We start from the raw sequence: 18,208 nt of genomic DNA, 5'->3' as shown, positions 1-18,208 counted from the left end.
CGGCGAAGGTCGGGAAAGGCCCAGGTCGGCTACCATCGCCGCCCGCCCAGCAGGACCCGTCTAGGAGGGGCCCATGTTCCACGGCTCGATCCCCGCTCCCCTCCGATCGATCATCTACGAGCACGCCGGCACCTGGCCCGGCGACGACATCTACATCGGCTGCTCGGGGAACTTCACCATCGAGCGCGTGCTGGCCTCGCGGTTCGGTGGCGAGCGCCGGGTCCACGGCAACGACATCACCGCGTACTCGTGCGCCCTCGGCTGGTACCTCGCCGGCGATCCCCTCCCCTTCACCCTCCGTGAGGACTACGAGGACGCCCTCGGCTGGCTCCACCCTTACCTCGAAGACCGCACGGACCTCCTCGCGACCTTGATGTTGGGCACCCGATTCCTCCAGTACGTCGGGAAGGACGGGCCGTACTACCGGCGGATGCTCGAAGCCACACAGGACCAGTGGCCGCGCATGCACGAGAAGACCGCGACGAAGCTCCGCGGACTCGAGACTCACCTCGGGTCGTTCTTCGCCGGCGACGTCCGCGAGTACCTCGACCAGGTCGTGCCCGAGGGGGCCCCGGTCGTGATGTTCCCGCCGTTCTACGCCGGCGACTACACCAGCCAATTCGCCTCGATCGACTCCGCGTTCGCCTGGCCCGAGCCCGAGTTCGGCGAGCTGGACGAGTCCGGCAAAGAGAAGATCATCGAGCAGGTCCAGGACCGGCCCCACTGGGTCCTCGGCCTGCACATCGAACGCCCCGAACTACGGCACCGGCTCGCGGGAGTCGTGCAGACGGCCAACCGCGGCCTGCCGATCTACGTGTACGCCGCCGCCGGCCCCCGCCGGATCGTCCGCCCCCGGCAACCGATCGAGACGATCCGGATGCCGAAGATCGGCAAGGACGAGGACCTGGGCGAGCGGATGACCCTGCACGTCCTCAGCGGCGGGCAGTTCGCGGCCGTGCGGTCGCAGTTCATGTCGAAGACGATCAAGCCCGGGTCGCCGCTCCTCGCGTGCGGGGTAGCGGTCGACCGGAAGTTGATCGGGGCGTTCGCGTTCCTGCCGCCGAAGTTCGACCCGAACACGGCCTACCTCATGTCGGATTTCCCGGTGTCGTGGACCCGGTACCGGCGCCTCGCCAAGCTGATCGTGATGGCCGCCTCCACGCGGGAAGCACAGCTCCTCATCCAGCGGGCCCTGTCCAAGCGGATCGAGGGCTGGGCCACGACCGCGTTCACGGACCGGCCGAACAGCTCGAAGTACGGGCGCGGGATCCCGGGCGTGAAGTTGCAGAAGCGCTCCGAGCCCGGCGACGCGGGCGACGGTATCCACCGTTATCAGCTCCAGTACGGCGGCCCGCTGGGCGTGTACGACCTGCAAGAAGCCCTCGCCCTGTGGAAGAAGAAGCACGGATCGGACGCGCGATGACCACGAGCCGCAGCACGAGCACGCCCCTCCAGCCCCGGCTGGTGCGCCGCGACCCGCGGCTCCTCACCCGCCTGCCGGTCAACGCCCGCTACATGACCAAGGAGGAGTACGACCGCTTGGTCGAGAACGTCCGCGCCGACGGATGCCTCACGAGCGTGCCCCTGGTATACGGCGCCGGCGAGTACGACGAGGAACGCGAACTCGTCCTGTCCGGGAACCACCGGTGTGACGCGGCCGTCGAAGCCGGGGTCTTCGAGATCGACGTGATGCTCATCGATGACCCGCAGGAGAAAGACCAGCTCATCGCCCGGCAGATCTCGCACAACAGCATCGCCGGCCGCGACGACCCGGCCACGCTCAAGCAGCTCTACGACGAGATCGAGGACGTCGACTGGCGCGCCTACTCCGGCCTGGACGACGAGCAGCTCAAACTCCTTGCCGAGGTCTCCCCGGAAGGCTTGAGCGAGGCGAACCTCGACTTCGCCACGGTCTCGCTCGTGTTCCTGCCTGTGGAACTCGACGCCGCCCGCCAGGCATTCGAACAGGCCCGCCTCGGCCAGAACGCCTCGTGGCTCGCCGCACGGGCCGACTACGAGCAGACCCTCGACACGCTCGCGTCGACACACGCCGCCCACAAGGTCGGGAACGTCGCCACCGCACTGCACGCGATCCTGTCCATCGTCGAGAACCACCTCACCGACCTCCAGGCCGGCTACCAGACCCCCGACGGAGAAGCACTGCACACCGGACGCGTCGGCTTCGAGACCGTCATCGGCTCACGCACACTCCCCGCACCGGCCGCCGTCACGATCAACAAGGCCATCGCCGCCGCAGAAGGCCGGGGCGAGATCTCTCCCGGTGAGGGCTGGCGCCTCCTGGAACGCCTCTGCGGCGAGTACCTGTCCGGCCCGAACCACGTCACCCCCGACGAGCAGCCATGACCAGGAACGACCCCCTACGCCTCGACCCCGCGCTCGACCCCTGGGAACGACAGCCCGGAGAGTCAGCCCGCCGACACGGCCAATTCATGACGTACCGGGACCTCGGCCGGGCCCGCACCCTGGTGAAAGCTGCCGAGACCCTGACACTCGCGCCGGGGCACGTGAGGAACGTCGCGGCCGAGAGCCGGTGGCGGGATCGCGCGGAGGCTTGGGATCGGCACCTGGACCGGCTGTACGAGGCGACGTGGCTGGAGGAGCGCCGGCGGGCCGCCGAGACCGACGCGAAGATCCTGGGCGCGGCCATCGGGAAGCTCGCGCAGCGGCTCGGGACGCTGAACGCGGCCGAGCTGTCGCCGGGCGACTTCATCCGGCTCATGGACGTGGCCATGCGGCACCGGCGGACGCTGTTCGGCGACCCGACGGCGACGATCGCCATCACCGGCCAGGGCGGGAACCCGCTCGCGGCGCAGCTCGCGGAGTTCGCGCAGATGCCGGAGGAGCAGCGGCGCGTACGGCTCGCGGAACTCACCGCGTCGGTGACGCGCCGGCTGCGCGCGGTCGACGGCGACGACGACGAGGACGAGGTCCCCGCGGCTACCCCGGAGGACGAGGGCGAGTGAACGCGGGCCGGGCCGTCGAAGAGCTGGGCCACCTCGACGACGAGGCGGTGTACCAGCGGCTGGCGGCTGCCCAGCAGGCGATGAGCCGGGATCTGCTCCGTGACCCGGTGACGCTCGCGCGCGGCCTGGACCGCACGTACCGGATGCGCCCGCACCTCAAGGTCATCGGCGAGGCCCTGGCGGGGGTGCAGCGGGGAGACTACGACCGGCTGCTGATCTACACGCCGCCGCAGGTCGGCAAGAGCACGACGGTCGCGGAGTGGTTCCCGTTCTGGTGGCTGTGCCTGTACCCGATGGACCGCGTGGTGGTCACGTCGTACGGCGACGACCTGGCGCTGCGCCGGGGCAAGACGATCCGCAACTACGTGGAGGAGTACGGCGACGAGTACGACCTGTCCATGCAGCCCGGGTCCGGCGCGATGCAGGACTGGTCCCTCACGCGCGGCGGCGGCGTCCGCTCGGTCTCGGTCGGCAAGGGCCTGACCGGGCACCCCTGCAACCTGCTGATCGTGGACGACCCGCACAAAGACCGCGCGGACGCGGAGTCCGAGGCATCCCGGCGGGCGCTGTACGACTGGTACTCGTCCACCGCGCTCAAGCGTCTCCAGCCCGACCGCAACGCGGTGGTCGCGATCCAGACGCGTTGGCACCCGGACGACTTCGCGGGCCGGCGCCTGGCCGAGGAAGGGCGCTTGGAGGAGGGCGGGCGGTGGAAGGTCGTGCACCTGCCGGCACTCGCCGACGCGAAGTTCGGGCACGACCCCCTGGGGCGTGAGCAGGGCGAGCCGCTGCCGCACCCGAAGATCCCGACGCGGAACACGGCGGCGCTGCGGGCGTGGTGGGCGGACATGAAACGCACGTCGATCGTCCGGGACTGGCACTCGCTCGCGCAGGGCGACCCGCAGCCGGCGGAGGGCGCGTTGGTGTCCGAGGAGCTGCTGCGCCTCATCCGGGACCAGGACCAGGGCGTGACGCCGCAGAAGATCGCGGTGGCGATCGACCCGTCCGGTGGCGGCCGGGACGTCGCGGGCATCGTCGGCGGCTACCTCGGCGACGACCAGCGGGTGTGGATCACCCATGACGTGTCCGGCCCGATGTCGTCGGCCGACTGGTCCACCGCGGCCTGTCTCCTCGCGCACGAGACCGACGCGGCGATCATCTACGTGGAGTGGAACTTCGGCCGGGACATGTGCGAGTTGGCGATCCGGACGTCGTGGGAGACGTTGCAGCGCGAGGGCCGTATCCCGGCGACTGTGCTGATGCCAGCGATCGCCCCCGTTCGGGCGAAGCAGGGAAAGCTGTTGCGGGCCGAGCCTGTGGCCCAGCAGATGGTTCAGGACCGGGTGCGCCTGCGCGGTGTGTTCGTGGACCTGGAGCACGAGTGGTCGCACTGGATGCCGACGGACCCGGACAGCCCCGGCCGGATCGATGCCTCGACCATCCTCGTGTACGGGCTGATCCCGGAGGCGAACAAGGGCGCCATCGTGCACTCGCCGCTCGCGCAGGCCCCACAGGTGATGGGGGCGGCGCCGAGCAGCGCGGCGACGGCGTACGGCCGGCGCATCGGCAGATGAGGTGACACGTCCCGAGACCGTTTGTATTGATCGGTTACGCACGGGTTTGCGCGTTTGGCCTACGATGCCCGCCGACCACCGGACGCCACGCCACCCAAGGGGCCGACATGATCCCTATCGCAGCACTCGTCGTGCTGGCTCTCGCCACCTATCGGGGCACGACGATCGCCGTCCATGACTCCATCCTCAATCCCGTACGAGACCGGATCTTCGACTGGCGGAACCGGCGGCCCGGCTCGACGTTCCGCAACCTGGTGGTCGACCTGATCTCCTGCGTGTACTGCATGGGTTGGTGGGTCGCGGGCGCGGTCCTGGTCGCGTGGCTGCTCGCGACAGACACATGGAGCGGAACCCCGGTCGTGGTCCACGGCATCGAGTGGCTCGCGGTTGCCGGCGGCGGCGTCCTGTGCAACCGCTGGGACGACTCGCGGGACAGCTCGTGACCACCCGCCAAATCACCGCGGCTGCCTCGCGGTACACATCCCGCAGGATCAAAGCGAAGCCGGTCGATCAGTCCTGGCAGTTGGCTGCGTGGGATTTCTACCGCAGCGTGCCCGAAGTCCGCTTCGTCAGTACGTGGACGGGCAACGCGCTCGGCGGCGCGGCGCTGTACGCCGGTTTCCAGGCCGATGACGGCACGATCGAGCGCGCACCCGACACGCACCGATCCGCCGAACTGGTCGCGAGCATCGCGGGCGGCCCCGACGGACAATCACAACTGCTCCGCTCGTTCGGCCCGCACCTGGTGTGTCCCGGTGAGGGCTGGATCGTCATCGAGCCCCCCGACGACTCCCGGCCAGCCGCCGAGGCGTGGAACGTCCTGTCCGTGAGGGAGGTCAAGCAGCAGCAGGGGAAGCTGGTCGCGGAGATCCGGGGCGAGCCCGTCGACATCCCCGCGCCCGACCCCGACGCGCCGATCGACGAGAAAGCGCCGATCGCGATCCGCGTATGGGAGCCCCACCCCGAAAGGTACTTGGAGGCGGATTCCCCGATCCGCTCCAGCCTCGACCTGCTCGAAGAACTTCAGTTGCTCACCGCGGCCGTCAAGGCGATCGCGCGGAGCCGGCTCACGGGCCGGGGCATCCTGTTCGTGCCCAAGGGCACCAGGTTCCCGACCAGCGCGGTCGCGGGGGCGGCCGAGGACGACCTGATCGACGTCCTGATGGACATCGCCTCGACCGCCATCAAAGAGCCCGAGAGCGCCGCCGCGACGGTCCCGATCATCCTGGAAGTACCGGCCGACACGATCGGCGCCTTCCAACTCCTGAAGTTCGACTCGGACTTCGATGACCTCGCGAGCAAGCTGCGCGAGGAGGCGATCCGCCGGTTCGCCACAGGGTTGGAGATCCCTGCCGAAATCCTGCTGGGTCTGGGCCAGGTCAATCATTGGGGGGTCTGGGCGCTGACCGCCGAGGCCGTGCGTTTGGGAATCGAGCCCAAGCTGCGGGTCGTCACCCACGCCCTGACCACTCAGTGGATGCGCCCGATCCTGGAGTCCGAGGGCGTCGAGAACGCCGGGCGCTATCTGGTGGCGGCCGACACGAGCCCGCTGCGCGTCCGCACCAACCGGTCCGAGACCGCCCTCAGGTTGTTCGAGCTGGGCGCGATCGGCGGGCGGGCGTTGCGCCGGGAAACCGGGTTCGACGAGGACGACGCCCCCACGGCCGAGGAGACCGCAGCCCGTGACCGCCGCGAGGCGCAGGCCCCGGCCGACACTCCGCCCGTGAGCAGCCCCACGTTGCCCGCCGACGAGTCCCCGGGTGAACCGGACACGCTGCCGGCGTCCGCGTCCGTGTTCGTGCCGGTCGGGCCGAGTGAGGGTCTGTTGGCCGCCGCCGACGGCCTGATCTGGGCGGCGCTGGCCGCAGCCGGCGAGAAGCTGCGCCGCACCCCCGCGTGTCCTCGATCGGAGCGCACCCGGGCGCGGGAAGTCGACGCCGCCGCCGTGCACACGCTCCTGACCGTCGACGCCGCGCAGATCGAGCAGTGGTCCCTGTTCCAAGGGGCGTGGACCCGCGTGCCGGAGATCGCGCGACGGTACGACCTGGACCCGACCTGCCTAACCGCGAGCCTGGACAGCTACTGCCGCGAGCTGGTCGCCGCCGGCGTGAACCACAGCTACGACGTCGTCCCGGCCGCGATCAGCTCCTGCACCGTCCTGGCGGTGGCCGCGTGACGCCCGGGAACCGGCCGTCGACGGCCCCGGACGTCGCGGCCGGTATCTCCGTGAGTGCCGGCGCCGTCACCGCCCAGTGGTGCCCGACGTGCAAGGCGAACACCCTCCTGCTCGGCGAAGTGCTCGTCATCGCCCCGGGCGGCGTCGCGCGGGTCGCGGCCTGGCAGTGGTGCGAGATCTGCGAGGACCCCGCTCTCCAGGAAGAGGAGAAGTGCTGTGGCAACTGACCAGGAGCAGGAGCAGGGGCCTGCGGCCCAGGGGTTGGCCGTGTACGCCGAGGCGTACCACGACCGGCTGTGCCCGGCCTGCGGCCGACAGACCCTGACCGTCGTGGTCGTCCGGATCCACCCCCACGACAGGGACGTCGATGCGGGCGGGTGGGCGCACTGCTCGGGCTGCGACGCGACACCGCACCCGACGATGGAGGTGCCCGGTGAACGGTGACCTGGGGGCGGCGCTCGACGCGGCCGAAGAGGACGTCGCGGCCACGGTCGCCGAGGTCCTGGCCGAGGTGGCCGACGAGTTCGCCGCCGCGCTGGACGACGCCACCGAGATCGTCGCCGCCCGGTTCTCCGTCGCCCGGATCGCCTCGATGTGGCGGGCCCGCGTGCCGCGCCTCGTGCGGCGCCTGTTGGGAGTGGTGGAGACGGCTGCGGTCACCGCGGCCGAATCCGTCGATGCCCCGCTGCCCGACGGATGGGATGACCTGCCAGGCCGGTACGACGACGACCGGCAACTACCGGCGTCGCTGGGCTCGTACGTCACCACGACGGAGCACCTGTTGCGGGCGGTGGGCGACCGCCTGTCGGCCGTGGCCGTCGCCGAGCTCGCGGCCGGCCTGGACGCTGGCGAGGACATCGAGCAGCTCCGGGCCCGGCTGCGCGACGCGTTCGCCCGCGAGGGGGCGCAGCTCGGCGCGGTGCGGGAGGAGCGGATCGCGAGGACCGAGTCCGGGCGGGCCTGGAACACCGCGACGTTGGCGGCCGGGCGGGACCTGACCGAGCCGGAACGGCCGTTGGTGAAGCAGTGGCTGACTAGGTTCGACACGTTGGTGCGGGACGCGCACGCCAACGTCAACGGCATGGTGCGGCCCATCGATGAGCCGTTCACCGTCGCCGGCGTCTCGATGAGCGGCCCGTGCGACCCGACAGCGCCGCCCGAGCTGGTGATCAACTGCCGATGCGTCCTCGCGTTGGCACCCCAAAGCCGCGCTGCTGCCTTCGATTCTCAAGATGCCCCGGCGGCACCGGTTAACGATCCAAGGGAAACAGGCGTGTCGACGAGAACAGCCGCCGCCGACGGCAGCCACCGTCAGGGCGCCATGATCGCCCTCATCCCCACTCCCGGCGACGCGGCGCACTTGGCCATCCCGGGCGGGGAGCCGGAGGACGAGCTGCACCTGACGCTGGTGTTCCTCGGCGAAGGCGCGGACTGGAGCCCGGAGCAGCGCGCCGCGCTGATCGACAACGTCCGCGAGCGCGCGGCGGCGGACCTCGGCGGAGGGACGGTCGTGGGCCGGGCGTTCGGCTCGGCGCACTGGAACCCGGACAGCGACACCCCGTCGTGGGTGTGGTCGGTCGGCGACGACCGCGACCGACCCGACGACGCGCCGATGCTCTACAACGCGGGGGCAGTCGCGTTCGAGGCCGTAGACGAGACCGACGGACCGCCCCTCGCCTACCAGCACACGCCGTGGGTCGCGCACGTGTGTGCGGCGTACAGCGACGACCCCGCGTTCCTGCACGAGTTGGAGAGCCGGCTCGGCCCGATCGAGTTCGACCGCATCCGGGTCGCGTTCGCCGGCGAGTACACCGACATCCCCATCGGCCCCCAGGAGGAGCCCATGCAACCGGACACCGATACGACGGCGGACGGCCTACCGGCCCGCGCCTGGTCCACACCCGACGACACGGCGCTCGCGTTCGAGAACCAAGAGACGGGCGACGGCAGGATTTTCGCCGCCGGCTCGCTGCACTGGGATACCGGCCCGTGGCCGCTCCAGTACGCCGACGAGATGCTGATGGGGCACGAGGGCGCGGAACTCGCGGGCGCGATCGAGTCGATGTCCCGCGACGGCGACCGCCTCGCGGGGACGGGCGTGATCTACACGAGCCGCCCGGCCGGACAGGACGCCGTGATGCTCCTGGAGGAAAGCGCGCCGCTCGGGGTGTCCGTCGACCTGGACGACGTGGCCCTTGAGTTCGTGGACCGCACCTACGTGGACGGCGGCGACGACGAGGAGTACGCGCTCGCGGCGTCGCTGGCGTCCGCGAGCCTGCTGCGCCTGCCGGACGGCGCGTGGATGATCACCGCCCGCACCGCGGCCGACTGGACCGCGTCCGGGTCCGTCCTCTCCCGGGAGCAGCACACGGTGCAGCTCATCACCGGCCCGGGTGGAGTGGTCTCCGCCGACGCGGTACGGACCGCGTTCGCGGGGACGTTCACCGCGGCTGCCGGTGACCCCGACGACCCCGACGGTGGGCTCGTCGTACACAGCGAGACGACCGGCGATTTCCTGCTCCGGATCACGAAGGCGCGGGTGCGCGGCGCGACGTTGGTGGCGATGCCGGCGTACGACCGGGCGCGGATCGTCCTCGACCCGCTCCCGGACGAGGCCGAGGCGTCCGGCGCGGGATCGGCGATCACGGCGGCCGAGCCGAGCGAGGCGCAGCAGCGGGTCATCGCCTATGTGTCGGTGTGTCCGGCCCCGGTCGGCGCGCGGGAGGTCGCGCAGGCCCTCGGAATGAAGATGGAAACCGCCAAGGCGCACCTGACGCGTGCCTCGAAGGCGGGGCACCTGGTGCGGTTGGCGAGCGGCCTGTACGTGGGTGTGACGAACATGCCCGAGGGGACGCACGCGGCCACCCTGGATGGCCTGGAAACCGTGCCGGACGGTGACGAACTCCTGGCGTCGGCTTGGACGGCGATGCGGGACATGCCGCCGATGCCGGCCTCGTGGTTCCGCCAGCCGACCGCCGCTGAACTGCCCCCGGGCTCGGGGGGCGTGCACTACGCGGCGGGCCGCGTGTACGGGTGGGTCGCACAAGCCGGGGAGCCGCACGCCGGGATGCCCGGCCGGAACCTGACGATCGAGTCGCTGGGCAGCATCGACCTGTCGCACTTCCTCCGGGCCCGGTTCAGCCTGGACGACGGCTCGACCGTCAAGGTCGGGGCGTTCACGATGAACGTGCCTCACCACAGGGACGGAGCGGAATGCGAGAGCGCCGCATGCCAATTCGACGACAGTCGCACCGTGGCCGGGATCGTTACCGTCGGGATGTCCGCCGGGGGGATGTGGTTCTCCGGCGCGGCGTCCCCGTGGCTGTCCGACTGGGACCGCAAGGTGTTCAGCGCGTGCCAACCGAGCTATCACATGCGGCAGGGACGCGGCGGTAAGTGGGAGCTGCGCGCGGTGCTTTCCGTCCCGGTTCCGGGACACTCCTCGCCGCTCCTGGCCGCCGCTGTCGCCGAACGCGCCCAGCTCGCGCTGGCCGCGTCCGCAGCAGGTGTCCAGGCCCCCGACACCCTGTCGGGACACGGTCGCGACACCGTGTCGGGCATGTCCCGACGCGTGTCGGGACACATCGGGGAACAGCGCACTGACCTGGGCCGACACGGATCCGACACCCTGTCGGGACAACGTCGGGACACGTCCGACACGTTCGTCGAGGCGGTTTCCTCGCTCCTCACCAGCCCCGCGTTCCTCGACGAGTTCACCGACGCCATGGAGCGCCGGAAGACCGACCGCAACGCCGCTGCGCGAGAGGAGATCGAGCGGTTGTCCGCTGCGGTCGCCCCGGCGCGCCGGGAGATCGCCGCCAGCATGGCCGGCGCCATCACGACAGGAGGCAAATGACATGTGCAACTGCGGCAAAGCGAACAAGCAGGAGTGGGAAGTAGTCGTGACGCCGACCGGGGGCACGGAAAGGGTCGTGTTCACCTCGGTGTCGAAGCCGACCGCAACCACGGTGAGTAAGCGCTACGCCGGCAGCACGGTCCGAGAGAAGGCCAAGGCCGGGGCAATCCCGCCGACTCCCGCGCAGGTGGCGGCGCCCAGGCCGGTGCCGGAGAAGTAGAGGCACCGCCGCCCGACCGCCCACCAGGGCGGCGGGCTAAGATTCGCGCAGACGACCGCTGGTTCTGGGCCGGGTCTCCAAGAACGACATTGGAGATCCGTCCCATGGACCCGTTCGAAATGCCCGAGGACATTCGTGCCCTCAACGACGATGAGCTGAGTGCTCTCCTCGAAGCCGCCGTGGTCGCGTTCGACGCCCGCTCGACCGCGAGCGTTGTCTCTCCGACGGACCTCGACCAGTTGCGGGCGCTCGCGACCGGTGTCGCGTCCATCCGCGACGAGCAGGCCGCGCGCCTGGAGGCGGCGCAGCAGGCTGCCACGGAGATCGACTCCCTCGCCGCGCAGGTACGCGGTGGTTCCCCGGAGCCGGTGGCCGAGCCGGTCGAGCCGACCACGGCGGCCGTCGAGACCGAGCCGGAGCCCTCGCCCGAGGCGGGGGCCGTAGCCGCAGCCGCCGCGATGGCGCAGCGCCCGGCGCTGAACCTGGCGAACGTGCGGCGCAGGCAGCCGCGTGTGCTGCCCGAGCCGGCCGCGCCGACGACCGTCATCACCGCGGCCGTCGACGTCCCCGGCTACACGCCGGGTCAGGAGCTGGATTTCCCCAGCATCACCGCCGGGATCATCAGCCGCGCAAACGCCTTGAAGACGGCTGGCGGCGGGGTGGGGCAGGTCATTTCGTACCGGCACCCGTACCCGCAGGAGCTGGTGGTCACCGACTCGTCGTCGGCGCCGGAGGGCACGACGGTGGCGATCACCGCGGCCATGCAGTCGCGCCTGCCGCAGCGGACCATCACCGCGTCGGGGGGCTGGTGTTCCCCGTCGCGGACCGTCTACGACATGCTCGGCGTGGCTTGCCCGGACATGCTGTGGGACGCGCCGGAGATCCAGCTCGCCCGTGGCGGCCTGAGGTACTACAAGACCCCGAGCCTGGACGTCGCGGCGATGACGTGGGTCCACACCGAGGCCGACGACATCTCGGGCGCAACCAAGCCCTGCTTCAAGGTTCCGTGCCCGGACCCGGTCGAGGTGCGTTGCGACGCGGTCGGCGTCTGCCTGGAATCCGGGATTCTGACGCAGCGTCACTTCCCGGAACTCGTCAACTGGTACCTCGAAAACACCATGATCGCCCACGAGATCCGGATCAAGCAGGTCCTGTTCGCACAGGCCCTCGCGGGTGCCACGCCCGTGTTGCTGCCGGCTTCGATGGGTGCGCTGAGCGCGGTGTTCGCCGGGGTCGCGCTCCAGGCCGCCGACATCATCGAGCGCCACTCCCTGTGTGAGTCGACCTCGCTCGAAGTCGTCTTCCCTTGGTGGGCGCACAACTTGTTCCTGACCGACCTCGCGCGGCGGAACGGCGTCGGTGTCGACGAGGTGACCACGGTCGACCTTCAGAACCTGTTCACGCCGTTGGGTGTCCGCCCGCAGTGGGCGCGTGCCCTGCCGCCAGCCGTGCCGGCGGACATCGGCGGCCCGGCCGCCGCGCTCGACTGGCCGGCGACGCTCCAGTTTTTGATCTACCCGGCGGGCTCGTTGCAGGTCGGGCGAGGGGAAGAGGTCAACCTCGGCGTCGTGCACGACTCGGAAAAGTTCAAGACGAACGACTTCACCGCGCTGTTCTCGGAGGAGTGCGTCGCCCTGGTGGACCGCTCCGTGGACACCCGGCGCGTGACCGTCCCGATCTGCCCGACCGGTGCGACCGGCGGCCAGACCGTTCTGGCCTGCCCGATCGCCTGACCCGCGGCTACCCCATCGCGCGCGCCGGGCCCATTGAGTCACGGGCCCGGCCGCGCACCCTTCACTGCTCGACTGGAGGCGCGCGATGCCGGCAGGGCTGCGCAGCTACGTCGAGGCGATCCCGGGCACGCCGCTCCCCCACGGCATCCTCGGCGCCTCGTGCACGACCGTCATCGACGTCACCGAGGACCGGATCCACGAACTCAACGGCGTCGAGTGGCTGGCGTTGGGATGCCACCCGGCCCATCACTGGCCCGACCCGTGCGAGACGGACCCCCCGGGTACGGCCACACCGAAAACGTTCGCCCGGCCCGTCACGGAGCACGCCGTGCCGATCGTGGTGTACGCCGGCGCCGAGTGCTCCTCCCCGGGGTGGTCGTACGAGGAGGCCCGGACCCACGCCGTCGCGTCGCTGGAGCTGGGCCAACAGAACGCGGTGGAGGCCGGGTTCTGGTCAACCAAGCTCACGGTCGACGCGGTCGACCTGACTCCGGCCGAGGGGCCGCTGAGCATCGCCGCAGGTGTCGCGGTCCTGGAGGGGTGCCTCGCCGAGTCGTACGGCGGCAAGGGGACCTTGCACGTCCCGGCAGGTGCCGCAGCCCTGTTGGGGTGCTGCAACGTCGTCCGCGAGGATCCCGCCTCGGGCGCGCTGGTGACCCTGGCCGGGAACTGCGCCGTCATCGGCGCCGGATACAGCACCTTGAACACCGGACCCGGCGGGATCCCCGCGGATCCCGGTACGGCGTGGCTGTACATCACGGGGCCGCTGGTCATCCGTCGCGGCCCGGTCGACGTGATCCCGGACAGGCCCGGTCCGTCAGTGAACATCAGGACCAACGACCGCAGGGTCCTTGTCGAGCGCACGTACGTGGTGGGCACCACGTGCACCGTGTGCGCGGTCAACGTCCAGGTGTGTCCTACATGAGCCCCTCGAACCCCTGGAGGGGGTACCCGTGAACCCGAACATGATCCGAGTCCGGCCGCAGCCGCTGAACCGCATCGCCTTCGCCCAGTGGGCGGTTGTCCAGGTACCCAAGGTGCGCACGGTGACGCCGTACGAGTTCGCCGTCCCCGCCGAGCAGTTCGCGGCGATGCCCGAGGCGTTGCTGATCGGCTCCACCGTCGACGGGCACCCGTACGTCTCCCCCCAGGAGGACGCGGCCACGGGCACACCGCCCCCGGGCGCTGAGCCCGCCGAGCTGCTGGGCGTGGCCACCGCGGCCGGCTTCGCGGAAGTGCAGGGCGCGATGACCGGCGCGATCGTCGCGGCCGACGTCGCCGCCGCGAACGCCGCCGACCGCCAGGCCGAGGCGGAGAGCACGCTGCCCGAGCCCGACGACAGCGACCCAAGCGACCCGAGCCCCGAAGCGCCCGAGGGTGTCTTTCCGTGCACGGTGTGTGAGCGGGAGTTCACCAGTGATCGGGGCCTGAGCACACACCTGCGTCGGGCTCACGCCGAAGCGGACGAGGTGAACTGATGCCGGTCGAGCCTCTGCCGTGCGGATCCGGCGCTGGCGACGGCGGAGCGGACGTCGAGCAGACCCTCCTGTGCGACGTTCTGCCCGACGGGTCGATCGCCGGTACCGCACTGGCCGTGTACGAGTACGACGCGGACGGAAACCCGGCCGGGCCGCCGACGTTCGTCGCCCCCGCGACCGGCGCCCCGTACGTGGCGCAGGGCATCTTGCAGCCCTGTCCGGGGGATGTCGGGTGCGGCGCCCCGGTGCAGTTCTGTTTCCAGTCCACCGCGCCCGTCGACCAGCCGGGCCGGATGTACGACACCGTCCTGACGCTGGCGCAGGGTTTCCCCGTCCAGGCCCTCGTCAAGGACCTGGTGGAGACCCCGCTCAACATCCTGTGGGAGGTCACCGACCCGGACGGGACGGCGTTCGCCGCCGACCTCCAGACGGCTCTACAGAGCCAGTTCCCGGGGCAGACCGTCACGGTGACGCCCGGCGTGGTCGACGTGTGCGCCGGCGGTACCGCCGACTTCGCAATTCACGTCGAGTGTCTGCGCATCGACCAGAACCCGCCGACCCTGTTGCAGTTGAAGTACAACAGCGGCCGGGACTTGATCATCAACCCCGCGTACCTCTCCACCCCGCCACAGAATCAGTTCGCGTTCCTGAAGCGTCAGGACGGCGTCTCGCCCGTCGCCGTGGCCGACGTGAACTGTACGAACATCGCCAACCGCGGCTGGGAGACGAACGACAAGTCGGCCAGCTTCGAGACGTGGGGGCCGCCCGGGTCCGGGCAGAACGTCCTTGAGGGGACCACGCCGACGCCGCGCGGGACCGTGGTCCAGGAGATCAACTCGTTCGGGTCCGGCCCCACACCGACTACCGGCGCCAACGCAGGCAACCCGAACTACGGCAGCAACCCCGACACGATCTGGCAAACGTTCGTCGTCCCCGCTGCGGGCAACTTCGTGATCAAGGTCGTCGTCGGCGGCCGGGCCACGACCGAGAACATCCCGATCAAGCTGTCGGCCGGCGATGTGGGCGACGCGGGCATCGGCGATGTCATCAACACCTCGGTGAACGCCCCGAAGGTCACCACCGAGGGCGGGACGCCGGCGGCTGCGTGGACCACGTTCACGCAGACCGTGCCGCTCGCGGCCGGCACGTACACGCTGGCGTTCACCGGGCCCGAGAACCAGACCAGCACAACGGACGACAACGCGTTCGGCGGCCTGTTCACGGACATGCGCGTCTACCAGGACGCACCGAACACCATCGAGAACTTCGTCAACGACGACGACACGTGCGTCGTCCCGACGACCGAGAACAGCACCGTTTGCGAGTTCTGGGCGCCGCGCTGCGCCGGCGGCGACATCGTCGGCTGGTACAACGTCGCCGACGGCGAGGAGCTGACGAACGCGCAGTTCTGGGCGCAGGTCCCCGCCCCCACCTGCTGCTCGGGGACGTCCGGCGAGGGCTCCTCGTCGGTCGGGAACCTGGTCTACACCTACCTCGTGTGCGGCACCCTGAACGGGGAGCGGCGCACCATGTCCCGGGTCGTGGTCTCCGACCAATCCGGCGGCATCATCGCCGATTCGTTCGTGGACACCGACGGCGGCCCGGTCACCCCCGACACCTGGCAGCCAGGCGACTGCGGCGGCGACGCCCCGACCGTTGGGGAGTTCGTTCTCTGCGACGACAACGGGCCGTTCGTCCGCACGCTCATCCAGAACGCCCAGGGCGTCGTCACCAGCGTTGTCAACACCACGCTCGGCGGCGCTCCGTACGTGCCCGTCGGGCCCGTCGTGACCTGCGACGCCGGGTGCTCCAACGCAACCACCCTCCTGCTGTGCGACGTCCCCAACGACACCCCGCCCACCGGCACCCCGACCGTCACCGACAGCGGCCAGCAGTTCATCGCGGACATCCCCGGCGCCGACTTCATCCAACGGCCCGGCGGAGGCGGCGCGCTCTGGACCGGAGGCGTGATCAACCTCGGCCCGGACGTCTCGTCCGGTCCCGGGATCACACAGGTGCACCGGTTCGTGTCGGCCACCCTCCAGGCACCGGCCCCGGCCTGCACGAACGGCACCGCGCACGTGTCGCTGTCGGTCGAGGCGCAGAACCTCGGCCCCGCCGCCAGCTGCTCCGGCGCCGGACGCTTCCGGCTGTACCGGGTCAGCGACGGCGCCGTACTCGGGTCCGGCACACCGCTGTTCGGCACACCCGTGGGCCAGACCGACGTACTGACGATCGAGGCCGACGTCCCGGCCGCCGATCTCGCCGCGACCAACGTCGCCGTCTGGCTCGACGTCGAGACGTTCCAGACCGGCACGTGCCCGCCTCCGGACGGCAAGACCTGGCAGGCCCGCAACTTCACGGCGGCGTTCGCCTACGACGTCGAGGGCTGCGAAACCCAGTTCCTGCGGACGGTCCTGACCGACTGCGAGACCGGCGCCACCCTGGCCACCGTCGACACCACCATGGACGGCGCCCCGTACGTTCCCACCGGGGAGGTCGGTCAGTGCGCCGTGACAGGCGACTCAGGCGGTGACTGCCCGTGCGTGTCGGCGGCGGACATCGGCCAGGCGGTGGCGGCCGAGGCCGGAGACACCGAGGTTCTGACCCTCTGCGACGACGGCACCGACCCGGTGACGCCCTTCCTGCGGCGCCTCACGTTCGACGGCACCGGCGCGCTGACCGGCACGGTGGACACCGATTTCACCGGTGCCCCGTACGTGGTCACCGGCGAGGCCGTCGACTGCCCCGGCGGCTGCACCACGGCGTCCTCGATCGGCACCGTCTGCTACACCCCGCCCGTCGCCGTGCAGACCCTGCAAGACGACTGGACCGGCGCGACCAGCGTCCTGGGAGGCGGCTCCCGGGTCTGGACGAACCCCAACTTCGCCGGCGCCGGGATCACCGTCACCGAGACGGTCACCCCCGACACCGGGGCCGCGCTGCTGGGCGCCGGAGTCCGGAACACGGCGACCAGCCCGGCGAGCCAGCACACCGCCATCGACCTCGGGGCGCCGAGGTCGAACGTCACCGTCCGCATGGACTTCTTCGGCAGCGTCCAGGGTGAGCGGCTGCGGAACGTCTCCCCGGCGTTCGCGGCGGTGTCCGGGAACGGGACTGCGGTCCTGGCCAACACGGGCGTGGACGGCGGACCGGCCGGTGACGGAACGATCTTCCTGAACTTCCCGGGCCCCATCCAAAACATCTCGTGGGACTACGCCCCGACCGGAGGCGGTCTCTCCGGCCAGTCGTTCATTTCCTTCAACTCCGGCAACGCCTCGAACTCGGCCCCGGCCGCCGTCCTCCGCGACTGCGTGACCGGCGCGACGACCCTGGTCGACCTGGCTACCGGGACGGTGCTGAACCCGGCGGCGATCTCCATCGTGGACTGCCCGGACGCTGTGGCATCGGAGGTCCGCGACGCCCGGGACGAGGAACTCCTCGTCCTGTGCGACTCCACCCCGACCCGCTTCCTGCGCCGCTACAACTACGACGCGACAACCGGCGCACTCGTCGGGATCGTGAACACCACGCTGGACGGGTCGACGCCGTTCGCCCCGGTGGGCGCGGTCGGGGTCTGTACGACGGCCATCGCGTCGGACTTCGATTTCCTGTCGACCGTCCTGTGCGACAGCAACGGCACGCAGTTCATCCAGCGGCTGACGTTCAACTCGGCCACCGGCGCGGTCACGGCGACCACGAACACGACGCTGACCGGCGGCGCGTTCGCACCCGTCGGGGCGGTCAGCCTGTGTTCCAACTGCTGCCCGGCCGTGATCGGGCAGGGGTGCACCAACACCGGCAGCGGCTTCTACACCGCGATCCGGGCGACGAACGGCACGATCAGCCTGATCGACTCCGTGAGCGGCGCGGCCGTCCTCGCGGCGAACATCGTCCCGTGCCCGAGCGACAACACCGCCCGGACCCTCACCGCGCAGGCCAGGCAGTTGACGAACGCCACCCCGTGGACGCCGGGCGCCGATGTCGTCGGAACGCTCACGAGCCTCACCGTCACGGGCCTGAGCGGACTGTGGGACCTGGTCGACCAGAACGGCACGGCCCTCACCGGCCTCCCGGCCGGGCTCACCCTGACGTGGTCGGCCGAGGACGACAACACGCTGACCGGCCCGACGTCGGTCACCCCGCAGGCCGGGGCGAGTGTCGTCGCCAATTGGACGGTGCGATAA

13 protein-coding genes are annotated in these 18,208 nt (G+C 70.7%); all 13 read left to right on the top strand.

What is annotated here, in order from left to right; all coding sequences use genetic code 11:
• Positions 1–73: 73 nt before the first annotated feature.
• The 13 genes from ACWCPW_RS05625 to ACWCPW_RS05565 all read left to right on the top strand — a co-directional run bounded on the left by ACWCPW_RS05625 (position 74) and on the right by ACWCPW_RS05565 (position 18,208).
• Complete coding sequence (locus ACWCPW_RS05625; RefSeq protein ID WP_449760302.1) at positions 74–1,423, top strand: putative antirestriction adenine methyltransferase; 1,350 nt, start codon at positions 74–76, stop codon at positions 1,421–1,423.
• Complete coding sequence (locus ACWCPW_RS05620; RefSeq protein ID WP_449760301.1) at positions 1,420–2,364, top strand: ParB N-terminal domain-containing protein; 945 nt, start codon at positions 1,420–1,422, stop codon at positions 2,362–2,364. The genes ACWCPW_RS05625 and ACWCPW_RS05620 overlap by 4 nt, the downstream gene beginning before the upstream one ends.
• Positions 2,361–2,984, top strand: a complete 624-nt coding sequence (locus ACWCPW_RS05615) for a hypothetical protein (RefSeq protein ID WP_449760300.1) — start codon at positions 2,361–2,363, stop codon at positions 2,982–2,984. Before ACWCPW_RS05620 ends, ACWCPW_RS05615 begins: the two co-directional genes overlap by 4 nt.
• Complete coding sequence (locus ACWCPW_RS05610) at positions 2,981–4,558, top strand: terminase large subunit domain-containing protein (RefSeq protein ID WP_449760299.1); 1,578 nt, start codon at positions 2,981–2,983, stop codon at positions 4,556–4,558. The genes ACWCPW_RS05615 and ACWCPW_RS05610 overlap by 4 nt, the downstream gene beginning before the upstream one ends.
• 107 nt (positions 4,559–4,665) lie before the next feature.
• Positions 4,666–5,001 (top strand): DUF1360 domain-containing protein, encoded by a 336-nt coding sequence (locus ACWCPW_RS05605; RefSeq protein ID WP_449760298.1) that lies wholly within the window; start codon positions 4,666–4,668, stop codon positions 4,999–5,001.
• On the top strand, positions 4,998–6,734 hold the full coding sequence (locus ACWCPW_RS05600) for a hypothetical protein (RefSeq protein WP_449760297.1): 1,737 nt from the start codon (positions 4,998–5,000) through the stop codon (positions 6,732–6,734). Before ACWCPW_RS05605 ends, ACWCPW_RS05600 begins: the two co-directional genes overlap by 4 nt.
• A 50-nt stretch (positions 6,735–6,784) precedes the next feature.
• The gene (locus ACWCPW_RS05595) at positions 6,785–6,961 is read left to right on the top strand and encodes a hypothetical protein (RefSeq protein ID WP_449760296.1); all 177 of its coding nucleotides are present in this window, start codon (positions 6,785–6,787) and stop codon (positions 6,959–6,961) included.
• Positions 6,951–7,178 (top strand): hypothetical protein, encoded by a 228-nt coding sequence (locus tag ACWCPW_RS05590; RefSeq protein ID WP_449760295.1) that lies wholly within the window; start codon positions 6,951–6,953, stop codon positions 7,176–7,178. The genes ACWCPW_RS05595 and ACWCPW_RS05590 overlap by 11 nt, the downstream gene beginning before the upstream one ends.
• On the top strand, positions 7,168–10,590 hold the full coding sequence (locus ACWCPW_RS05585; RefSeq protein WP_449760294.1) for a phage minor head protein: 3,423 nt from the start codon (positions 7,168–7,170) through the stop codon (positions 10,588–10,590). The genes ACWCPW_RS05590 and ACWCPW_RS05585 overlap by 11 nt, the downstream gene beginning before the upstream one ends.
• 324 nt (positions 10,591–10,914) lie before the next feature.
• The gene (locus tag ACWCPW_RS05580) at positions 10,915–12,543 is read left to right on the top strand and encodes a major capsid protein (protein WP_449760293.1); all 1,629 of its coding nucleotides are present in this window, start codon (positions 10,915–10,917) and stop codon (positions 12,541–12,543) included.
• Positions 12,544–12,628: 85 nt separating this feature from the next.
• Positions 12,629–13,468 (top strand): cupin, encoded by an 840-nt coding sequence (locus ACWCPW_RS05575; protein WP_449760292.1) that lies wholly within the window; start codon positions 12,629–12,631, stop codon positions 13,466–13,468.
• A 28-nt stretch (positions 13,469–13,496) separates the two neighbouring features.
• The gene (locus tag ACWCPW_RS05570; RefSeq protein ID WP_449760291.1) at positions 13,497–14,021 is read left to right on the top strand and encodes a C2H2-type zinc finger protein; all 525 of its coding nucleotides are present in this window, start codon (positions 13,497–13,499) and stop codon (positions 14,019–14,021) included.
• Positions 14,021–18,208, top strand: a complete 4,188-nt coding sequence (locus ACWCPW_RS05565; protein ID WP_449760290.1) for a hypothetical protein — start codon at positions 14,021–14,023, stop codon at positions 18,206–18,208. The genes ACWCPW_RS05570 and ACWCPW_RS05565 overlap by 1 nt, the downstream gene beginning before the upstream one ends.

The sequence above is a fragment of the Embleya sp. NPDC001921 genome (assembly GCF_053594475.1).
This window is presented reverse-complemented; position numbering and strand designations above follow the sequence as displayed.